General features: G+C 68.2%; 17 protein-coding genes. 11 read left to right on the forward strand and 6 right to left on the reverse strand.

Annotated elements, in window-relative coordinates:
• Window positions 1–16: 16 nt before the first annotated feature.
• The 8 genes from dxr (at window position 17) to AB4Y79_RS12080 (ending at window position 7149) form a co-directional block, all read left to right on the forward strand.
• The gene (gene dxr, locus AB4Y79_RS12045; protein WP_441861940.1) at window positions 17–1201 is read left to right on the forward strand and encodes a 1-deoxy-D-xylulose-5-phosphate reductoisomerase; all 1185 of its coding nucleotides are present in this window, start codon (window positions 17–19) and stop codon (window positions 1199–1201) included.
• 17 nt (window positions 1202–1218) lie between these two features.
• Complete coding sequence (locus AB4Y79_RS12050) at window positions 1219–2547, forward strand: M50 family metallopeptidase (RefSeq protein WP_441861942.1); 1329 nt, start codon at window positions 1219–1221, stop codon at window positions 2545–2547.
• A gap of 80 nt (window positions 2548–2627) precedes the next feature.
• Complete coding sequence (locus AB4Y79_RS12055; protein ID WP_441861945.1) at window positions 2628–3362, forward strand: MarR family transcriptional regulator; 735 nt, start codon at window positions 2628–2630, stop codon at window positions 3360–3362.
• A complete protein-coding gene (locus AB4Y79_RS12060) occupies window positions 3359–3934 on the forward strand; it encodes a hypothetical protein (RefSeq protein ID WP_441861948.1) in 576 nt (191 codons plus the stop codon). Before AB4Y79_RS12055 ends, AB4Y79_RS12060 begins: the two co-directional genes overlap by 4 nt.
• A 70-nt stretch (window positions 3935–4004) precedes the next feature.
• Window positions 4005–4298, forward strand: a complete 294-nt coding sequence (locus tag AB4Y79_RS12065; RefSeq protein WP_441861951.1) for a YciI family protein — start codon at window positions 4005–4007, stop codon at window positions 4296–4298.
• Between the two features lie 34 nt (window positions 4299–4332).
• Window positions 4333–5499 carry a flavodoxin-dependent (E)-4-hydroxy-3-methylbut-2-enyl-diphosphate synthase gene (ispG, locus tag AB4Y79_RS12070; RefSeq protein ID WP_441861954.1) on the forward strand — a complete coding sequence of 389 codons (1167 nt, stop codon included), beginning with the start codon at window positions 4333–4335 and terminating at the stop codon, window positions 5497–5499.
• Window positions 5462–6352, forward strand: coding sequence for a GNAT family N-acetyltransferase (locus AB4Y79_RS12075; RefSeq protein WP_441862169.1), 891 nt, complete (start codon window positions 5462–5464; stop codon window positions 6350–6352). Before ispG ends, AB4Y79_RS12075 begins: the two co-directional genes overlap by 38 nt.
• 38 nt (window positions 6353–6390) lie before the next feature.
• Window positions 6391–7149 (forward strand): hypothetical protein, encoded by a 759-nt coding sequence (locus AB4Y79_RS12080; protein ID WP_441861957.1) that lies wholly within the window; start codon window positions 6391–6393, stop codon window positions 7147–7149.
• Here the strand turns inward: AB4Y79_RS12080 and AB4Y79_RS12085 are convergent.
• From AB4Y79_RS12085 to AB4Y79_RS12095, 3 genes are read right to left on the reverse strand one after another with little or no spacing between them, the layout of a single operon-like run.
• Window positions 7142–7777: a TetR/AcrR family transcriptional regulator gene (locus AB4Y79_RS12085; RefSeq protein ID WP_441861960.1), complete on the reverse strand. Its 636-nt coding sequence runs from the start codon at window positions 7775–7777 to the stop codon at window positions 7142–7144. The two genes, AB4Y79_RS12080 and AB4Y79_RS12085, sit on opposite strands and share 8 nt — an antisense overlap.
• The gene (locus AB4Y79_RS12090) at window positions 7774–8529 is read right to left on the reverse strand and encodes an ABC transporter permease (RefSeq protein WP_441861963.1); all 756 of its coding nucleotides are present in this window, start codon (window positions 8527–8529) and stop codon (window positions 7774–7776) included. The genes AB4Y79_RS12085 and AB4Y79_RS12090 overlap by 4 nt, the downstream gene beginning before the upstream one ends.
• Window positions 8529–9344, reverse strand: a complete 816-nt coding sequence (locus tag AB4Y79_RS12095; RefSeq protein WP_441861966.1) for an ABC transporter ATP-binding protein — start codon at window positions 9342–9344, stop codon at window positions 8529–8531. Before AB4Y79_RS12095 ends, AB4Y79_RS12090 begins: the two co-directional genes overlap by 1 nt.
• Window positions 9345–9781: 437 nt before the next feature.
• Here AB4Y79_RS12095 and AB4Y79_RS12100 point away from each other — a divergent pair, with 437 nt between their 5' ends.
• From AB4Y79_RS12100 to AB4Y79_RS12110, 3 genes are read left to right on the forward strand one after another with little or no spacing between them, the layout of a single operon-like run.
• Window positions 9782–11593, forward strand: a complete 1812-nt coding sequence (locus AB4Y79_RS12100; protein ID WP_441861969.1) for a proline--tRNA ligase — start codon at window positions 9782–9784, stop codon at window positions 11591–11593.
• On the forward strand, window positions 11590–12384 hold the full coding sequence (locus AB4Y79_RS12105; protein ID WP_441861972.1) for a sulfite exporter TauE/SafE family protein: 795 nt from the start codon (window positions 11590–11592) through the stop codon (window positions 12382–12384). Before AB4Y79_RS12100 ends, AB4Y79_RS12105 begins: the two co-directional genes overlap by 4 nt.
• Window positions 12385–12439: 55 nt before the next feature.
• On the forward strand, window positions 12440–13831 hold the full coding sequence (locus tag AB4Y79_RS12110) for a pyridoxal phosphate-dependent decarboxylase family protein (RefSeq protein WP_441861975.1): 1392 nt from the start codon (window positions 12440–12442) through the stop codon (window positions 13829–13831).
• A gap of 39 nt (window positions 13832–13870) precedes the next feature.
• Here the strand turns inward: AB4Y79_RS12110 and AB4Y79_RS12115 are convergent, their stop codons facing one another.
• The 3 genes from AB4Y79_RS12115 to AB4Y79_RS12125 form a co-directional block, all read right to left on the reverse strand.
• Window positions 13871–14914 carry an aminoglycoside phosphotransferase family protein gene (locus AB4Y79_RS12115; protein WP_441861978.1) on the reverse strand — a complete coding sequence of 348 codons (1044 nt, stop codon included), beginning with the start codon at window positions 14912–14914 and terminating at the stop codon, window positions 13871–13873.
• Window positions 14907–15674 carry a VIT1/CCC1 transporter family protein gene (locus tag AB4Y79_RS12120; protein WP_441861981.1) on the reverse strand — a complete coding sequence of 256 codons (768 nt, stop codon included), beginning with the start codon at window positions 15672–15674 and terminating at the stop codon, window positions 14907–14909. The genes AB4Y79_RS12115 and AB4Y79_RS12120 overlap by 8 nt, the downstream gene beginning before the upstream one ends.
• A gap of 101 nt (window positions 15675–15775) precedes the next feature.
• A complete protein-coding gene (locus AB4Y79_RS12125) occupies window positions 15776–16912 on the reverse strand; it encodes a DUF4439 domain-containing protein (protein ID WP_441861983.1) in 1137 nt (378 codons plus the stop codon).
• Window positions 16913–16921 lie beyond the last annotated feature (9 nt).

Consider the following 16921-nt stretch of genomic DNA (forward strand, 5'->3'; position numbering starts at 1 on the left):
GCGGGATACTTAACGGATGCAGCCACGCAGAATCGTCCTCCTCGGATCCACCGGTTCCATCGGCACCCAGGCGATCGACGTCGTCGACGGCGCCCCGCACCTGTTCGAAGTGGTGGCACTCAGTGCCGGCGGCGGCAACCTTGAACTGCTGGCCCGCCAGGCGGTCCACACCGGCGCCGCCGCGGTGGGCATCGCCACCGGGGACCCCGGCCGGCTGGAATCGCTGATCCGGGAAGCCGCCGCCGTCGCGGGCCGCCCCGGGTACCGCCCGGAGATCGTGGCCGGACCTGACGCCTCAGCCCGGATTGCCGCCGTGGAGGCGGATGTGGTGCTGAACGGTATCACCGGGTCCATTGGCCTGGCGCCAACGCTGGCGGCACTCCGCTCCGGGGCCATCCTGGCCCTGGCCAACAAGGAATCACTGATCGTTGGCGGCAGCCTGGTCAAGGCGGCGGCCAGGGACGGCCAGATCGTGCCCGTGGACTCGGAGCACTCGGCGATCGCCCAGTGCCTGCGCTCGGGTACGGCAGCGGAGGTGGACCGGCTCATCCTGACCGCCTCCGGGGGTCCGTTCCGCGGCAAGAGCCGGGAGCAACTGCACTCCGTCACGCCCCGGCAGGCTCTGGCGCACCCCACGTGGGACATGGGCGTCATGGTCACCACCAACTCGGCCACGCTGGTCAACAAGGGCCTGGAAGTCATCGAGGCCCACCTGTTGTTCGATATTCCGCTGGACCGGATCGAGGTGGTGGTGCACCCGCAATCCATCGTCCACTCGATGGTCCAGTTCGTTGACGGATCCACCATCGCCCAGGCATCCCCGCCGGATATGCGGCTTCCCATTGCCCTTGGCCTTGGCTGGCCCGCCCGGGTGCCCAAGGCAGCGCCCGCCTGCGACTGGACCCAGGCCGCCACCTGGACTTTTGAACCCCTGGATGTGGGTGCCTTCCCGGCCGTGGACCTCGCCAAGGACGCCGCCAAGCAGGGCAGTACCTTCCCTGCAGTCTTCAACGCGGCCAATGAAGAGGCCGTCACGGCGTTCCACGCGGGCCGGATCCGGTTCACCGACATCGTCGATACCGTGGACAGGGTGCTCAGCGAACATTCAGGTTCCTCCGGGCTGACGGTGGAGTCGGTGCTGGATGCTGAAAGCTGGGCACGCGCCCGCGCCCACGAACGTTTAGCAGTCAGCAGTCTCTAGGAAGCAGCAGTACCTCCATGACCCCTGTCCTACTTTTCATCCTCGGCGTCGTCTTCGTGGCCGTCGGCATCGCCGTGTCCATTGCCCTCCACGAGGTGGGCCACCTGGTGCCGGCCAAGCTCTTCAAAGTGCGTGTCACCAAGTACATGATCGGCTTCGGGCCCACGCTCTGGTCACGCCGCAAGGGCGAAACCGAATACGGCGTGAAAGCCGTTCCGCTGGGCGGCTACGTCTCGATGATCGGCATGTACCCGCCCAACAAGGAGGACGGCTCGGTCCGGCCCTCCAGTACCGGCATGTTCCAGACGCTGGCGACGGAAGCCCGGTCCATGGCCCACGAAGAGGTAGGCCCCGCCGATCACGACCGGGTCTTCTACCGGCTGCCGGTCTGGAAGAAAGTGATCGTGATGCTGGGCGGGCCGGCCATGAACATGATCCTCGGGGTGCTGCTGACGGCCGTTCTGCTGATGGGATTTGGTGTTGCCACCGCTACCACCACCATCTCCGACGTCTCCAAATGCCAGGTGGCCGCGGGGCAAACCGTCGACCCGGACTCTGCCGACTGCCAGCTGACCCCCGCCGCCGCGGCGGGGCTGAAACCCAATGACACCATCACCTCCTTCGACGGCAAGGCCGTCACCAGCTGGGACCAGCTGACGGAGTGGATCCGCGCCTCGGCCGGCAGGGAAGTGGCCATCACGGTGCAGCGGGACGGCACTGCCGTGTCCACCACCGTCACGCCGGTCCTGTCGTCCAGGCCGGTGATCGGCGCCGACGGACGCCAGGCCACCGATGCTGCCGGCACCCTCCAGTACCAGGACGTCGGATTCCTTGGCATCGGCGCGCAAACGGCGCTGGTGCCCCAGCCGGCGTCGTCCGTCCTGCCCATGGCCGGAGAGAACATCCGGCAGGTGGCCGGCGTCGTGTTCAACCTCCCCGCCCGTGTGGTGGGCGTGGCCAAGGCTGCGTTCAGCGAAGAACCGCGGGACCCCAACGGCCCCATCAGCGTGGTGGGCGTGGGCAGGGTGGCCGGCGAGGTGGCCGCCATGGAAGCTGTTCCGCTGCAGTCCCGCCTTGCCACCCTTGTCGGCCTGCTGGCGGGCCTGAACTTCGCCCTGGCGGTGTTCAACCTCATCCCGCTGCTGCCCCTTGACGGCGGCCACGTGGCCGGAGCGCTGTACGAAGGCGCACGCCGCACCGTCGCCAGGCTGCGCGGACGGCCGGACCCGGGAGCCTTCGACATCGCCAAACTGCTGCCCGTGACCTACGTGGTGGCGGCTTTGTTGATGGGCATGAGCGCCCTGTTGATCTACGCAGACATCGTCAAACCCGTCAACCTCTTCTGATAATCAGCCGCGTTAGGCTGACTTCAATAAATCAGTCAGATTTGATTGATTATCGTGAATCAACCATCTATGGTTGAGCTATGTTCGTGATGACCATCGACCAGCGCGGCAGCACCGGAGACCTGGACCGGGTCCCGGAGTTCATTGCACAACTCGCGCGCCTCGCATCTGCCGCGACGGACGGGCCGGTCTTCGAGCGCTCGGTCGGCGACGAAGTCCAGGGGGTGGTTCGGGACGCTGATGCCGTGGTGGACATCGCCCTGTACGCGCTGCGCGAAGGGCGCTGGTACGTCGGCATCGGCGTCGGAACCGTGTCCCTGCCGGCAGGCGCCAGCCCGCGGGAAGGTGCCGGATCCGCGTTTGTTGCCGCCCGCAAGGCCGTTGAACGTGCCAAGGCCGCCGGTTCCCAAGTGCCGTTGTCAGTGGTGGCCGGCATCATGGCAGGGGAGGCAGGCGGGAGTGTCCCTGCCGGGGAAGGGGAGCGGACATGCGCCAACGCGGAAGCAGTGCTGAGGCTGCTGGGCCGCCTGGTCCAGGAGCGGACGGACGCCCAGTGGCGGGTGGTTGATGCACTGCGGGACCTTGATGCCGGCGCGGACGGGGCAGAGCGGCACGGTCCGGCCCGGCACGGCAGCCAGAAACAGGTGGCCAGGAAACTCGGAATTTCGGAGCAGTCCGTGAGCCGCACCGTGCTTCGCTCCGGGTGGCAGGAAGAATGGGCAGCACGGCCGGCTGCGTCCATGCTGCTTGATGTCGCCCAGGCACAGGTGGTCCCGGCCGAAGAAACAGTCACCGGCAATGGAGGAGACAAGTGACCGCACTCTGGGTGGCCGTTGCCCTGGTGGTGGCAGGCTTCGCGGGATGGCCGGTCACGGCCCTGGTGTTCAAGCTTGCCAGGACCATTGATGACAAAGCCGACGCCGCCAGAACGGCAGGGGAAGCCCGTCCCGCTGCCCAGGACCCGTCCGCAGACGTCACCGTGGACGAGCCATCCCCGTCTCCCGGCGGCCAGGACGCCGCCCCGGACGCGGACGCGCTCCGTGGAGCGGCGGGAACGGCGGGAGGCCAGGCAGTTGACGGTGAGTTGACGGCGCATACCGGCCCGCCGTCGCCGGACGGGACTGCCGCCGAAGCCTCAGCACCCAGCCAGCGCATCCTGCGCGGCGGCGCCATCATTGGCGTGCTGGAACGGCTGGGGGTGTGCCTTGCCATCCTGGCCGGCCAGCCGGTCGCGATCGCCTACATCGTCGCCATCAAGGGCCTTGGCAGGTTCGCCGAACTCAAAGAGACCCCGGTGGCCGCGGAACGCTTCATCATCGGAACCCTCACCTCCATGCTTTGGGCGGCCGGGACCGCCGCCGCCGTCAGGGTCCTCTTCCTGCAGTAAACGCGCACCGGGCTCCGTGCCGGGACGGTCCGGATGGGTGCGAAGGCAGCCATGGCGATAGGGTAGCCGTATGACAGTTTTTGCCGTTGAGTACGTTTACGCCGCCAACTCCACCGAAACCCGCAACGAGGTCCGGCCCGCCCACCGGGAATGGGCCGGCGGCCTGGCAGAGGACGGCGTCATCGTGGCCAGCGGCCCCTACGGCGACGGCGCCGGCGCCCTCTTGATCTTCACGGCGGCAGACGAAGCAGCCCTGAACGCGATCCTCAAGCAGGACCCGTTTGCCGCAGCCGGCGTCGTCGCCGGAACCCGTATCACCGAATGGTCACCGGTCACCGGCATGCTCGCCGGGCTCGCCGCGTAGCCGCCTCCCTACCCTTTCAACTCAAGGAGTCCACGTGACCTCGGTCAGCCTGGGAATGCCGTCAGCACCGCCGCCCGTCCTTGCGCCCCGACGCAAGACGCGCCAGATCAAAGTCGGCTCGGTAGGCGTAGGATCCGATTTCCCCATCAGCGTGCAGTCCATGACCACCACGCCCACCACGGACATCAATGCCACCCTCCAGCAGATCGCTGAACTGACCGCGTCCGGCTGCGACATCGTGCGCGTCGCGTGTCCGTCTGCCGACGATGCCGAGGCGCTGCCCATCATCGCCCGCAAGTCCCAGATCCCGGTGATCGCGGACATCCACTTCCAGCCCAAGTACGTGTTCGCGGCCATTGAAGCCGGGTGCGCGGCAGTGCGCGTGAACCCCGGCAACATCCGGAAGTTCGATGACCAGATCAAGGAAATCGCGGCCGCGGCGAAGGACCACGGCACCTCGATCCGCATCGGCGTCAACGCCGGCTCCCTGGAACCGGGCATCCTCAAGAAGTACGGCAAGGCCACGCCCGAAGCCCTGGTCGAGTCCGCTGTCTGGGAAGCGTCCCTCTTCGAGGAGCACGGCTTCCACGACTTCAAGATCTCGGTCAAGCACAACGACCCCGTGGTCATGGTGGCCGCCTACGAAATGCTCGCCGAAAAGGGCGACTGGCCGCTGCACCTCGGCGTCACCGAGGCCGGCCCCGCATTCCAGGGCACCATCAAGTCCGCCACCGCGTTCGGGGCGCTCCTGTCCCGCGGGATCGGTGACACCATCCGCGTGTCCCTCTCTGCCCCGCCGGTGGAGGAGATCAAGGTAGGCAACCAGATCCTCCAGTCCCTGAACCTTCGCCCCCGCAAGCTGGAAATCGTCTCCTGCCCCTCCTGCGGCCGGGCACAGGTGGACGTCTACACCCTGGCCGAACAGGTCACCGCAGGGTTGGAAGGAATGGAGATCCCGCTGCGTGTCGCCGTCATGGGCTGCGTCGTGAACGGTCCGGGCGAGGCCCGCGAGGCCGATCTCGGCGTTGCCTCCGGAAACGGCAAGGGCCAGATCTTTGTGAAGGGCGAGGTCATCAAGACTGTCCCTGAGAGCGCAATTGTTGAGACACTGATCGAAGAGGCCATGCGTATCGCGGAAGAGATGGGGGAGGCCGATGGCGAAGATGCTGTCAAGGGTAGCCCCGTGGTTAGCGTCTCGTAGGGACGTTCCAGACCCTGCGGGTATTTCCGTCCGTACGCTTGACGGCCAGGACACCGCCTCGCTGAGCCTTCTGGCGCAGCAGGATCCCGTGACCAACGTGTTCATCCTGGCGCATTTGCGCGCCACGGGCACCGCGGCCCCCACCGCCGGCGGAGCCGGCGTTATTGGCGTCTTCGACAACGGCGTCCTGACCGGCGCCTGCTGGGCCGGGGCCAACCTGGTCCCGGTCCAGCTGGACCCCGCACTGGCGCCCCTCGTGGCAGAGGCGGCGAACAGCTCCGGCCGCCGGTATGCGTCCGCCTTTGGCCCGGCCGAGGCCGTCCTTGCCCTCAATACAGAACTCGCCCAGCGGGGGCACCGTGCCCATGAAGTCCGGGCAGACCAGCCGCTGATGGTCATCCAGGATCCGCCCCGCGTCCAACCCCACCCCGGCCTGGCCCAGGGCAACCTCGCCGACTTTGACCGCATCCTTCCCGCCTGTGCCGCCATGTTCGAGGAAGAGGTGGGGTACTCGCCCTACCTGGGCGGCAGGGAGTTCTACAGCCGCAGGGTGGAAGGCCTCATCCGGCAGGGCCACTCCCTGGTCCACCTCAACGAGGCCCACGAAGTGGTTTTCAAGGCCGAGCTCGGGGCCGTGACCGCGGATGTCACCCAGGTCCAGGGTGTGTGGATGAATCCCCGGTACCGCGGCCGGGGCCTGAGCTCCGGCTACATGTCGGCAGTGGTGGAAAAAGCGCAGAAGATCGCGCCGGTGACAAGCCTGTACGTCAACGGTTTCAACACCAAGGCCAGGTCCACCTACGAACGTGTCGGCTTCCGGCAGGTGGGTACGTTCGCTACAGTTCTTTTCTAGCGGCGTCCGCCGGAGGTGAACTGAAAATTGGGGGAAAAATGAAGAAGTCCGTGCTGGGAATATTCGGGGCTTCTGCCCTTCTGGCCATTGCGGTATCCGGATGCGGCGGACCGGCATCCCCGCAGGCAGCAGATTCCTCCACGGCAGCGCCCGCGGCGTCCCAAACGACGGCGCCCCCGACCCCCACGGCAACGCCCACACCCACGGCCAAGGCCTATACAGCCGAACAGCTGGCCGCCATCGTGGCACAGGTCAGGGATGCGGCGGACCGGCGGCTGACCGTCCTGCCCACAGGCGACATCGCCACCACGCTGGAACAAACCAAAACCATGCTCGCCTCCATTGATGTCAAGCCTGCTGAGTGCAAGGAACTCGCTGCCGCCAGCACCGTGCCGTCCGTTGACGGCGCCGCCATGGCGATCGGCATGAGCACCGATACCGGCACCGGGGCAGCCACGGCACTGTCCCTGATAGCGGGCCTGGACCAGAGCTTCCTCGCCAAGGTCGCGGACTCATCGGAGCAGCTGGCGAAGTGCTCGTCCATGACCATGACTGCCTCGGGAATGGAGATTGCGGTCACAGTGAAAGCAGTGCCGGGAGTCAGTTCGGTTCCCGGCGCGGTCGCGTACCGTACGGACAGCTCGCTGCCGGACGGCCGCACGCAGTCCACGGTCACGGCCCAGGTGGTCCACCAGGGCGTGGTGCTCACCTCGGTCGCGTCCGGCGGCGCGAGCGAGGCCGACGCCGTCAAGCGGGCGGGTGCGCTCCTCGACGCGGCTGCCGCCCTGGTCAAATAGGGCCGGTCAGGTAGCGCTGCACGGTCGGCGCGACCAGCCGCACAACGTCCTCCGGCGGCGCTGACGCCAGCGGTTCCAGCCGCACCACGTAGCGGACCATCATCAAACCCACGATCTGGGTTGCCACGAGGTTTCCGCGCAGCGCCACCTCCTCGGACGGCCCGGGAACCGACACCGTGATCCTGCTGATCACCCGGCGTGCCACTGCCTCCCGCAGCAGCGACGTTTTGGCTGTGGACCCGATGGTTCCGCGCAGGAAGGCCAGGAGGCCGGCCTGGGCAGGGCTTTCCCAGAGCCGGAGCACCGTGCGGACGATCAATTCCCCCCGCTGGTCAGGGTTTGATTCCGCCATGCCGGCCAGCACCTGCTCCGGATCGGCAGGCAGTTCCACGCTAAGGGCGAACAGTTCGTCCTTGCCGTTGAAGAAGTGGTGGATCATAGCCGGATCCACTCCCGCGGCGCGGGCCACCTGGCGCAGGCTGGTCCCGTCGAAGCCGTGCTCGGCGAAGAGCCTCCGGGCGGCCTCGAGGATGTGGTCCCGGGACCCGGTGGCACCGCCACGGCGTCCGCGGCGGCCGGCGGACCCCACCGGGCGGGCTGCAGGAGTGTCCGGTCCGGGGAGGGTCACGCCGTCCGCCGGCGGAGCGTCAACGCGGCGAGCACCAGGACACCGAGGGCGATGGCGGCCATGGCCGCGGCGTCCTGCCACAACCGGTCGGTGGCCTCCGCATGGGCGGCAACCTCCTGGAGGGCGTCCACGGAATAGGTCAGGGGAAGCACGTTGGAGATTGCCTCCAGGACGTCATTCATCCGATCGCGGGCAACGAAAAGGCCGCACAGCAGGATCTGTGGCACCACTACTACCGGCATGAACTGGACTGCCTGGAATTCGGTCCTGGCGAATGCCGAACAGAACAAGCCCAGCGCTACGCCCAGGACGGCGTTGATCACCGCGATCAACACCACGAAGCCCGGAGCACCGGCGATGTCCAGGCCAAAAATCCAATAGGCCACCGCCGTGGCCACCAGCGACTGCAGGGCTGCCATCAGGGAGAAAGCCACGCCGTACCCGAACAGCAGGTCGGCCTTGTGTACCGGCGTGGTGAGCAGCCGTTCCAGCGTCCCGGACGTCCGTTCCCGCAGCATGGTGATGGAGGTGACCAGGAACATCACCACGAACGGAAAGATGGCCAGCATCATCAGTCCCACGCGGTCGAACGTCCGGGGAGCACCTGGCGGCAGCGTCTCGTTCTCGTAGAGGAAGTACACCGCCGTGAGCAGCAGGGCCGGCACCACCAGGATCATGGCGATGCTGCGGTGGTCGTGGCGGAGCTGGCTGAGCACCCGGCGGGTGGTGGCAAGCATCATCAGGGCGTCCATCAGAGCACCCTCCCGTCCGGCCCGGCGGCTTCCACGGCTGCAGGGTCAAGCCCTGTCCCGGCGTGGTCGGCGTCCCGGATGATGGCCAGGAAGGCCTGTTCCAGGTTGCTGCTGTGCCCCCTCCTGCTGAGCTCGCCGGGCGTCAGCTGTGCGAGGAGCCGGCCCTCCCGCAACAGCAGCAGCGTGTCGCAGCGGCTGGCCTCCTCCATGACGTGGCTGGAGACCAGGAGCGTCGTTCCGGCCCGTGCCATGGCCCTGAACCGTTCCCAAAGATCGGCCCGGAGGACAGGATCCAGGCCGACCGTGGGCTCGTCCAACACCAACAGGCGGGGGTGCGCCACCAGGGCGCAGGCCAGGGAAACGCGGTTGACCTGGCCGCCGGACAGGTCGGCGGTTTTGCGGCGTGCCAGCGCTTCGAGGCCGACGGCCGCAATCGCCTCGGCCACGTCGGCTTTCCGTTTCCGGTGCATGGCACCGAAGTAGCGGACGTTCGCCTCGACGGTCAGGTCCGGGTAGACACTGGGGGACTGGGTGACGTAACCAACCTGCCGCCGCAGCGCTGAACTTCCAGCGGGCATACCCAGGACCTCGACCGTCCCGCCGGCGATGCGCTGAACACCCACGATGGTGCGCATCAGGGTGGTCTTGCCGCTTCCGGAGGGTCCCAGCAGGCCGGTGATGCGTCCGGCGGGAATGCTGAAGTCCACTCCAAGCAACACGGGACGCCGGGCCAGTTTCACGGTCAGAGCTGAGGCCACGATGGCCGCGGCGTCCTGGCCGCGGGCCGGTGCCAAGGGTGCTGCCGAGTGGGACATGCCGCCTCCGTCGCTGCCTCAGGCCTGGCCGGACGGATCAGCCCGGGGAATTCATCACCTGGTGAATTAAATGTAGGCCTGGGCGGAACAAGGGACAAGGGGATCCCGCGATGCAAAAACACTTGTCAAACGTGTGCACCATCACATAGGTTCAATCTAGCTGCGCTGGAAGTGGGGTGGGCGGTCTCACCAGTCCTCACCAGTACTAAGGCGATAACGGCGTTGGGCCACGCCCGGATGCGATGACCAGCCTCACTGGGGGGCCAGGGGCTTTGTATTTTCCGGGCGTGGCCCTACTGTTTCCGGCGTGGCGGGATGCCCGGGCCGGCCGCCGCGCCCGGCCAGTCCGTACCGCAGGTTGAGTGCCGGTAGATTAGTATCCAGACGAATTGTCCGGCACTGCTGACCCAGCACCTCCCCAGAAACGGATTCCACCCGTGGTCCTACGACTCTCCCAGCTTTTCCTGCGCACGTTGCGCGAAGACCCCGTCGACGCCGAGGTTGCCAGCCACAAACTGCTGGTCCGCGCCGGCTACATCCGCCGCGCGGCTCCCGGAATCTACACGTGGCTTCCGCTGGGGCTGAGCGTCCTGCGTAAGGTCGAGGAGATCATCCGCCAGGAAATGGCTGCCATCGGCGCCCAGGAAGTGCACTTCCCGGCCCTGCTCCCGCGCGAGCCGTACGAGGCCACCAACCGGTGGACCGAATACGGTGAGGGCCTGTTCCGGCTCCAGGACCGCAAGGGCGCCGACTACCTGCTGGCCCCCACGCACGAGGAAATGTTCACGCTCCTGGTCAAGGACCTGTACTCCTCCTATAAGGACCTGCCGCTGAGCCTGTACCAGATCCAGAACAAGTACCGTGACGAGGCACGCCCGCGGGCAGGCCTCCTGCGCGGCCGCGAGTTCATCATGAAGGACTCCTACTCCTTCGACGTCGACGACGCCGGCCTGGATGCCAGCTACGCGGCCCACCGCGGCGCCTACCTGAAGATCTTTGAACGCCTGGGGCTGGAGGTCGTTCCGGTGGCAGCCACCGCCGGGGCCATGGGCGGCTCCAAGAGCGAGGAATTCCTGTTCCCGACAGAGATCGGCGAGGACACTTTTGTCCGCTCCGCCGGCGGCTATGCAGCCAACGTTGAGGCCGTCACAACCGTGGTCCCCGACGAGATCGACTTCAGCAACGCCCCGGCCGCCAAGGTCCTGGACACCCCGGATACGCCCACCATCGAGACCCTGGTTGCCGCTTCGAACCAGATCGCCCCGCGGTCAGAGGCCGACGGCGGTGCCTGGACCGCCGCGGACACGCTCAAGAACGTGGTCCTCGCCGTCACCCTGCCCACCGGTGAGCGGCAGCTGGTGGTCATCGGAGTTCCCGGCGACCGCGCCGTGGACCTCAAGCGCGTGGAAGCCAACATCGGCGCGTTCCTGCCGATCGCCGGCGAAATCGGCCTCGAGCAGGCCGGTGAGGAAGACCTCAAGAAACAGCCGCTGATCGTCAAGGGCTACCTGGGCCCCGGCCTTACCCGGGACCAGCCGTTCCTTGGCGCCGGGAGCACAACGAAGATGCTCTACCTGGTGGACCCGCGGGTGGTCAGCGGAACGGCGTGGATCACCGGCGCCAACCAGGCAGGCAAGCACGTCTTCGGCCTGGTGGCCGGCCGCGATTTCACCTGGGACGGCGTCATCGAGTGCACCGAAGTCCGCGCCGGCGACCCCTCACCTGACGGTTCCGGCCCCCTGGAAACTGCCCGCGGCATCGAGATGGGACACATCTTCCAGCTCGGCCGCAAGTACGCCGAAGCTCTGGACCTCAAGGTCCTTGACCAGAACGGCAAGCAGGTGGTGGTCACCATGGGCTCCTACGGCGTCGGCGTGACCCGCGCCGTTGCCGCGCTGGCCGAAGCCAACCACGATGACCGCGGCCTGGTCTGGCCCCGCACGGTGGCTCCGGCCGACGTCCACGTCGTGGCCGTGGGCCGCGGCGAGGACATCTTCCAGGCCGCCGAAAAGCTCTCTGCAGAACTCGAAGAGGCCGGCCTGTCCGTCATCTACGACGACCGCCCCAAGGTCTCGCCTGGCGTGAAGTTCGGCGACGCCGAGCTCGTGGGCGTACCCACCATCCTGGCCGTGGGCCGGGGCCTGGTGGACGGCGTGGTAGAGATCAAGGACCGCCGCAGCGGCGAAGCCGAGAACGTTGCAGTGGACAAGGCCGTCGACTACGTGGTCAACGCCGTCCGCAACCAGTGATATCCGGCTTCGAATCGATCCAGCTCACCACCATCATCCTGATCGTGGTGGCTGGGTTCGCAGCCGGCTGGGTCGACGCGGTAGTTGGCGGGGGAGGCCTCATCCAGCTTCCCGCGCTGCTCCTGGTTCCCGGCATCGCGCCCGTCCAGGCCCTGGCTACCAACAAGATGGGCTCCATTTTCGGAACCGCCACCAGTGCCGCCACGTACTACCGGCGGGTGGGGCCGGACCTCCGGACGGCCGTCCCCATGGCCGTCATAGCCCTGGCAGGCAGTTTCGGCGGCGCCACCCTGGCCGCCTCCCTGCCCGCCGGGGTCTTCAAGCCGATCATCGTGGTGGCGCTGGTCGCCGTCGCGCTCTTCACCGCGCTGAAGCCCAACGTGGGTGAGCTGACGGCGCTGCGGCACGATGGCCACAAGCACTACGTCGTCGCCTGCCTCATCGGTGCCGTGATCGGCTTCTACGACGGACTCATCGGCCCCGGGACAGGATCCTTCCTGGTGATCGCCCTGGTGTCCGCCATGGGCTACGCCTTCCTCGAAGCCAGCGCCAAAGCCAAGATCGTGAACATGGCAACCAACGCCGGTGCGCTGTTGTTCTTCCTGCCGCACGGGTCCATCCTGTGGGGCATTGGCCTGCTGCTCGGGGCAGCCAACATGGCCGGCGGCTACCTGGGCGCCCGCACCGCCGTGAACCAGGGAAGCAAGTTCGTCCGCGTGGTCTTCCTGGTGGTTGTTGGCGCGCTGATCGTCAAGCTGGGCTACGACGTCTGGCAGGACAACTTCGGCTGATCCCTCCCCGGAACGGGCCCTCGTCGCCTGGACCCGCCGGGCGTAGCATGCAGGTATGGCACCCGGCGACGACGAGTATGCACCGGCACTGGCGGCGGCGGCGAGGCATTCGCAGGCCTGGCTGGCCAGCCTTCCCGACCGCCCGGTGGGACCCAGCCTGCACGCGTCCGAGCTCGCGGCAGCGTTTGGCGGCCCGCTGCCGGCAGCGGGCATGCCTGCCGCAGAGGTCATCGACCTGCTTGCCACCGCGGCCGAACCCGGGCTCATGGCCATGCCCGCCGGCCGGTTCTTCGGCTGGGTGATCGGCGGTACCCTTCCCGCTGCCCTTGCCTCGGACTGGCTGGTCAGCGCTTGGGACCAGAATGCAGGCCTGCGGTACGCCACCCCGGCAACGGCTGCCATTGAGGAAGCCGCCGGCGCCTGGCTGCTGGACTTGCTGGGGTTGCCGGCCGCCGCCGACGTCGGGTTCGTCACCGGCGCCACCATGGCAAACTTCACCGGAATGGCTGCCGCGCGCTGGCGGTTGCTTTCCGACGCGGGCTGGGATCTGGACCGGGACGGCCTGTCCGGTGCGCCCCGGATCCGTTGCTTCGTGGGCAGGGAGCGGCACGACACCGTGGACCTTGGCCTGCGGTACCTCGGGCTGGGACAGCCGACGGCGGTCGACGCCGACGGGCAGGGCCGTGTGGTTCCCGCCGCGCTGGATGCCGCCCTCGCCGCCGGCACCGGACCCGCCCTGGTGTGCCTGCAAGCGGGCAACCTGCACTCCGGCGCCTTTGACCCCTTCGCCGAGGCCATCGCCGTCGCACGCAGGCACGGGGCCTGGGTACACGTGGACGGCGCGTTCGGATTGTGGGCGGCCGCCGCGCCGGAACTGCGGCACCTCACTGCAGGCTTCGAAGAAGCAGACTCGTGGGGCACCGACGCCCACAAGACCCTGAACGTGCCCTATGACTGCGGCATTGCGATCGTCCGGGACGCCGCGGCGCTCCGGTCCGCCATGGGCCTGCACGCCAGCTATCTCGTGCACGATGCCGAAGGGCCGGGGGACCCGTTCGAGAAAGTTCCCGAACTGTCGCGGCGCGCACGCGGAGTCCCGGTCTGGGCGGCGCTGAAAAGCCTGGGCCGTGACGGGGTGGCAGCCCAGGTGGCCGGGCTCGCGGCTGCCGCCGCCGCGATTGCCGGAGGCCTGGCTGCGCTGGATGGCGTGGAGGTCCTCAACGACGTCGGCTACACCCAGGTGTGCATCGCATTCGGCGACGACGACACCACCCGTGCGGTGACCGCCCGCATCATCGAGGACGGAAAAGTATGGATGTCCGGTTCGCACTGGCAGGACCGCGAGATCCTCCGGGTCTCCGTGAGCAACTGGCATACCGCCGGAGCCGACGTTGCCACCGCCGTGGAAGCTGTCCGCTCAGCCCTGGCCGCCGTGCGGAATTCCTGACCGTTCGCGGGTCTGACGCGCCGGCCCGGCTGCCCGCTCCTATCCACCCTGGCCGGGCTCCGGCAGGTCATGGGGATGCGGCAGGCTGTCCAGCGTGCTGCCGGCCAGGGTGCTGGCCACCCACAGCGACCGGGCCAGGTCACCGTGGTGCCCATGCGCGGCATACCACAATGCGTTCTCCACTTCCCTGGCGATACCCCATTGCCGGGCAACGTCAGGGTCGAGGCCGGCGGCCCTGCTGAAGTCGTGGCAGCGCCGCAGCAGGCCGCCACCGGCGTCGTTCGCCGGCAGGTCCGTCAGGCGGTTCCACAGCAAGGGGGCGACGGCGAACTCGGGCTCGCCGATCATTGGCTGCGGATCGATGGCCGCGTAACCGTCCAGCGGGTGTCGCCCGTCCGGCGCCGCGGTCCCCGGACGGGCGAGGACATTGAGGAAATGCAGGTCCGTGTGGACCAGCAGGTCCCGGGCGAACCGGCGGCCCACTGCGCCGCGGGTCTGGCACACCTCAAGGGCTGCCTCCAGCAGCCAGCGGGGAAAAGGCCGGCCCAACTGCTCCCAGTCCGCGGGAAAGTCGTCGCTCCACTGCTCGGCCCGCGCAGCGATGTGGCCGAACTCCTGCCACTCGGCGCGTGGATCCGGGGAAAGTCCCAACTGCCGGACCAGGCCGCCCCACACCGGGACGGCGTCGTCCATTGACAGGGCAGCCAACGACCTGCCCGCGTCGAGGCGTTCCAGGAGCATGGCGCATGAGCCGGCATCCGAGGCCAGCAGGGCCACGGCCCCCTGGCCGCCCCACAAGGCCAGCGCATGGCGCTCCACCTGGGCCTCGTCGTGGGGGAAGGCGATCTTGAGGGCCGCCGGGGACCCGTCGTCCTGCAGCACCGGGACCACCACACCGCCGTGCCCGTTCCAGGGGAGACTGCCTGGTGCCAGGTCAACGTCGAGCCGCCACTGCTCCAGGCGTTCCTGCAGCAAACGCGGCAAGCCGGCAATCCAGGCCCGGCCTGCACTGGTGCGTGCGTAGCGGGCCGCAAGGTCCGGAGGGATGGGTACTGCCGCTGCCTTGACCACCGGATCAGACAACCCCCGAGGCGCCGAGCAGGTTGCCAATCAGGAAGGTTGCCGCCAGTGCCAGTGCACCGCCCAGCACTACCCTGACGGCCGCCTTGGTTCTTGAGCCGCCACCAATCCAGGCACCCAGGGCCCCCGTCAACGCCAAGGCCACCAAAACCGACACGAAGGTCAGCGGGATACGGATCTCCGGCGGCGGCAGGAGGATCGCCAGCATGGGCAGGACAGCGCCGATCGTAAAGGCGAGCGCCGAAGCGAACGCCGCGTGCCAGGGACTGACGATGTCCGTTTCGTCGATGTTCAGTTCGGCGGACAAGTGCGCGGCCAGGACATCATGCGCCGTGAGTTCCTCGGCCACCTTGGCCGCTGTTTCCGGGGCCAGGCCCTTGGCCTGGTAGATGGCGGTCAACTCCGCCAGTTCCGCGTCCGGTTCTTCCGCCAGTTCCCGGCGTTCCTTCTCGATGAGGGCCCGCTGGCTGTCGCTTTGGCTGCTGACGGAAACGTATTCGCCTAACGCCATCGACACCGCGCCGCCCACCACTCCGGCGACGCCCGCCGTGAGGATGGGGCCCGATTCTGCGGTGGCCCCGGCCACGCCCACCACGATCGCCGCCACGGAGACGATGCCATCGTTGGCCCCCAGCACGCCGGCACGCAGCCAGTTCAGCCGGTGGGCAATATCGTTGCCGTGGGGTTCAGTTTTAAGATGGCGGTGCAGTTCCGGGGTTTCCGGATTGATTCCCCGGGAATCGGCAGGTTCGTCCGCGTTCATGCCTTCAGCAAACCACCCCGGATGCTCCGGTGCCACCCTTCCACCATGCTTCATTGCGGGCGCGTGCCCTGGAATTCGGAGGGGGGTGGCGCGGTTGGCGTTCAGGACGCTGCGGGCGACGCCGTGGCAGCGTCGCCGGCACGAAGTGCCGGCAGTTGGCCCACGTCCAGGATCAGGCCTGGAACAGGTCCAGGGTCCGCGCCCCACCGCGCAGCCCGGGCGGCCGCGGACTGCAGTGCTGACAGCGCCCATGCCCGGTCCTGGCCCTGGGATAACGCCACCACATCGCCGTAGGGCGCAAGGGTTGACGCTTCGATCCGGCCCAACCCCGCCGCCGGTGCGGCCAGGAAGCCGCTGTCAAGGATGTACCCCGGCTGTTGCGGCACGGACGCGCCGCAGGCAACCCGAAGGCGCGCTTCCGCGGACGCGGTGAGGCCCTTGTGCTGACCCAGGAATTCCGACGCCGGGGCCGCCTCCGCCGCAGCGAGGCGGGGGAGGGCCGCCTGGTAGGCGTAGACGGCCTGCTGCTCGGCGGCAGTAACCGCGGCCAATGCGGCGGCAGTAACCGCGGCCAGTGCCTGGCGGGTGTTTGCAGGAGCACCAGTCCCGGGACCCTGCTGGGTGGCCTCCGGCGCGGCCGCCACGGCCGACGGCGCCACGCAAGGGGACACGCTGGAGCCAGCCCCGGACACGTCCCCGCCCGGTCCTGCAGCCGTGCCAGGCGGCAAGGGCACTCCGGCGGCCGCAGCGAGCCTCCCGGCGGCGAGCAGTTGTGCGGTGCCGGTGCCGGCGAGAAGCCGTGCCATGCCGCCGTCGGCCGCTTCTGCGTCCTTGACGCGGGCAGCGCCGCTGGCAGCGAGCGCCTGGACCAGCTCTGCTGCGCCCCTGGCAGGCGTCGTCGGTGCCGGCGACGGGGAAGCTGACCCCTGCGCAGCAGGTGCGGGGGCGGGGGACTGGAGTGCCTTGGCCTGGATGGTCAGCAACGTCACAACACCGTCCACCGTGGTGGAATCCACTGCACCGTTGGCAGCCAGGCCCTGTCCCGCAGCCCGCAGGTCCATAGCGTCACTGAAGGCCGCCGCCCTGGCCCGCTCCGAAAAGGATGGCTGGGCCGGGGCGGGTTTTTCCGCGGGAATCAGGGCGAAACCGAGGCTCAGGACAACCAGTGCCGCCAGTGCGAAGACGGCATAGCGGAGCGGGCGCAGGCGCGGGCGGCTGTCGTGGCGGCGGTCTTTCACAACAGACCA

This window comes from Pseudarthrobacter sp. YAF2, assembly GCF_052113345.1.
Lineage (GTDB): Bacteria > Actinomycetota > Actinomycetes > Actinomycetales > Micrococcaceae > Arthrobacter.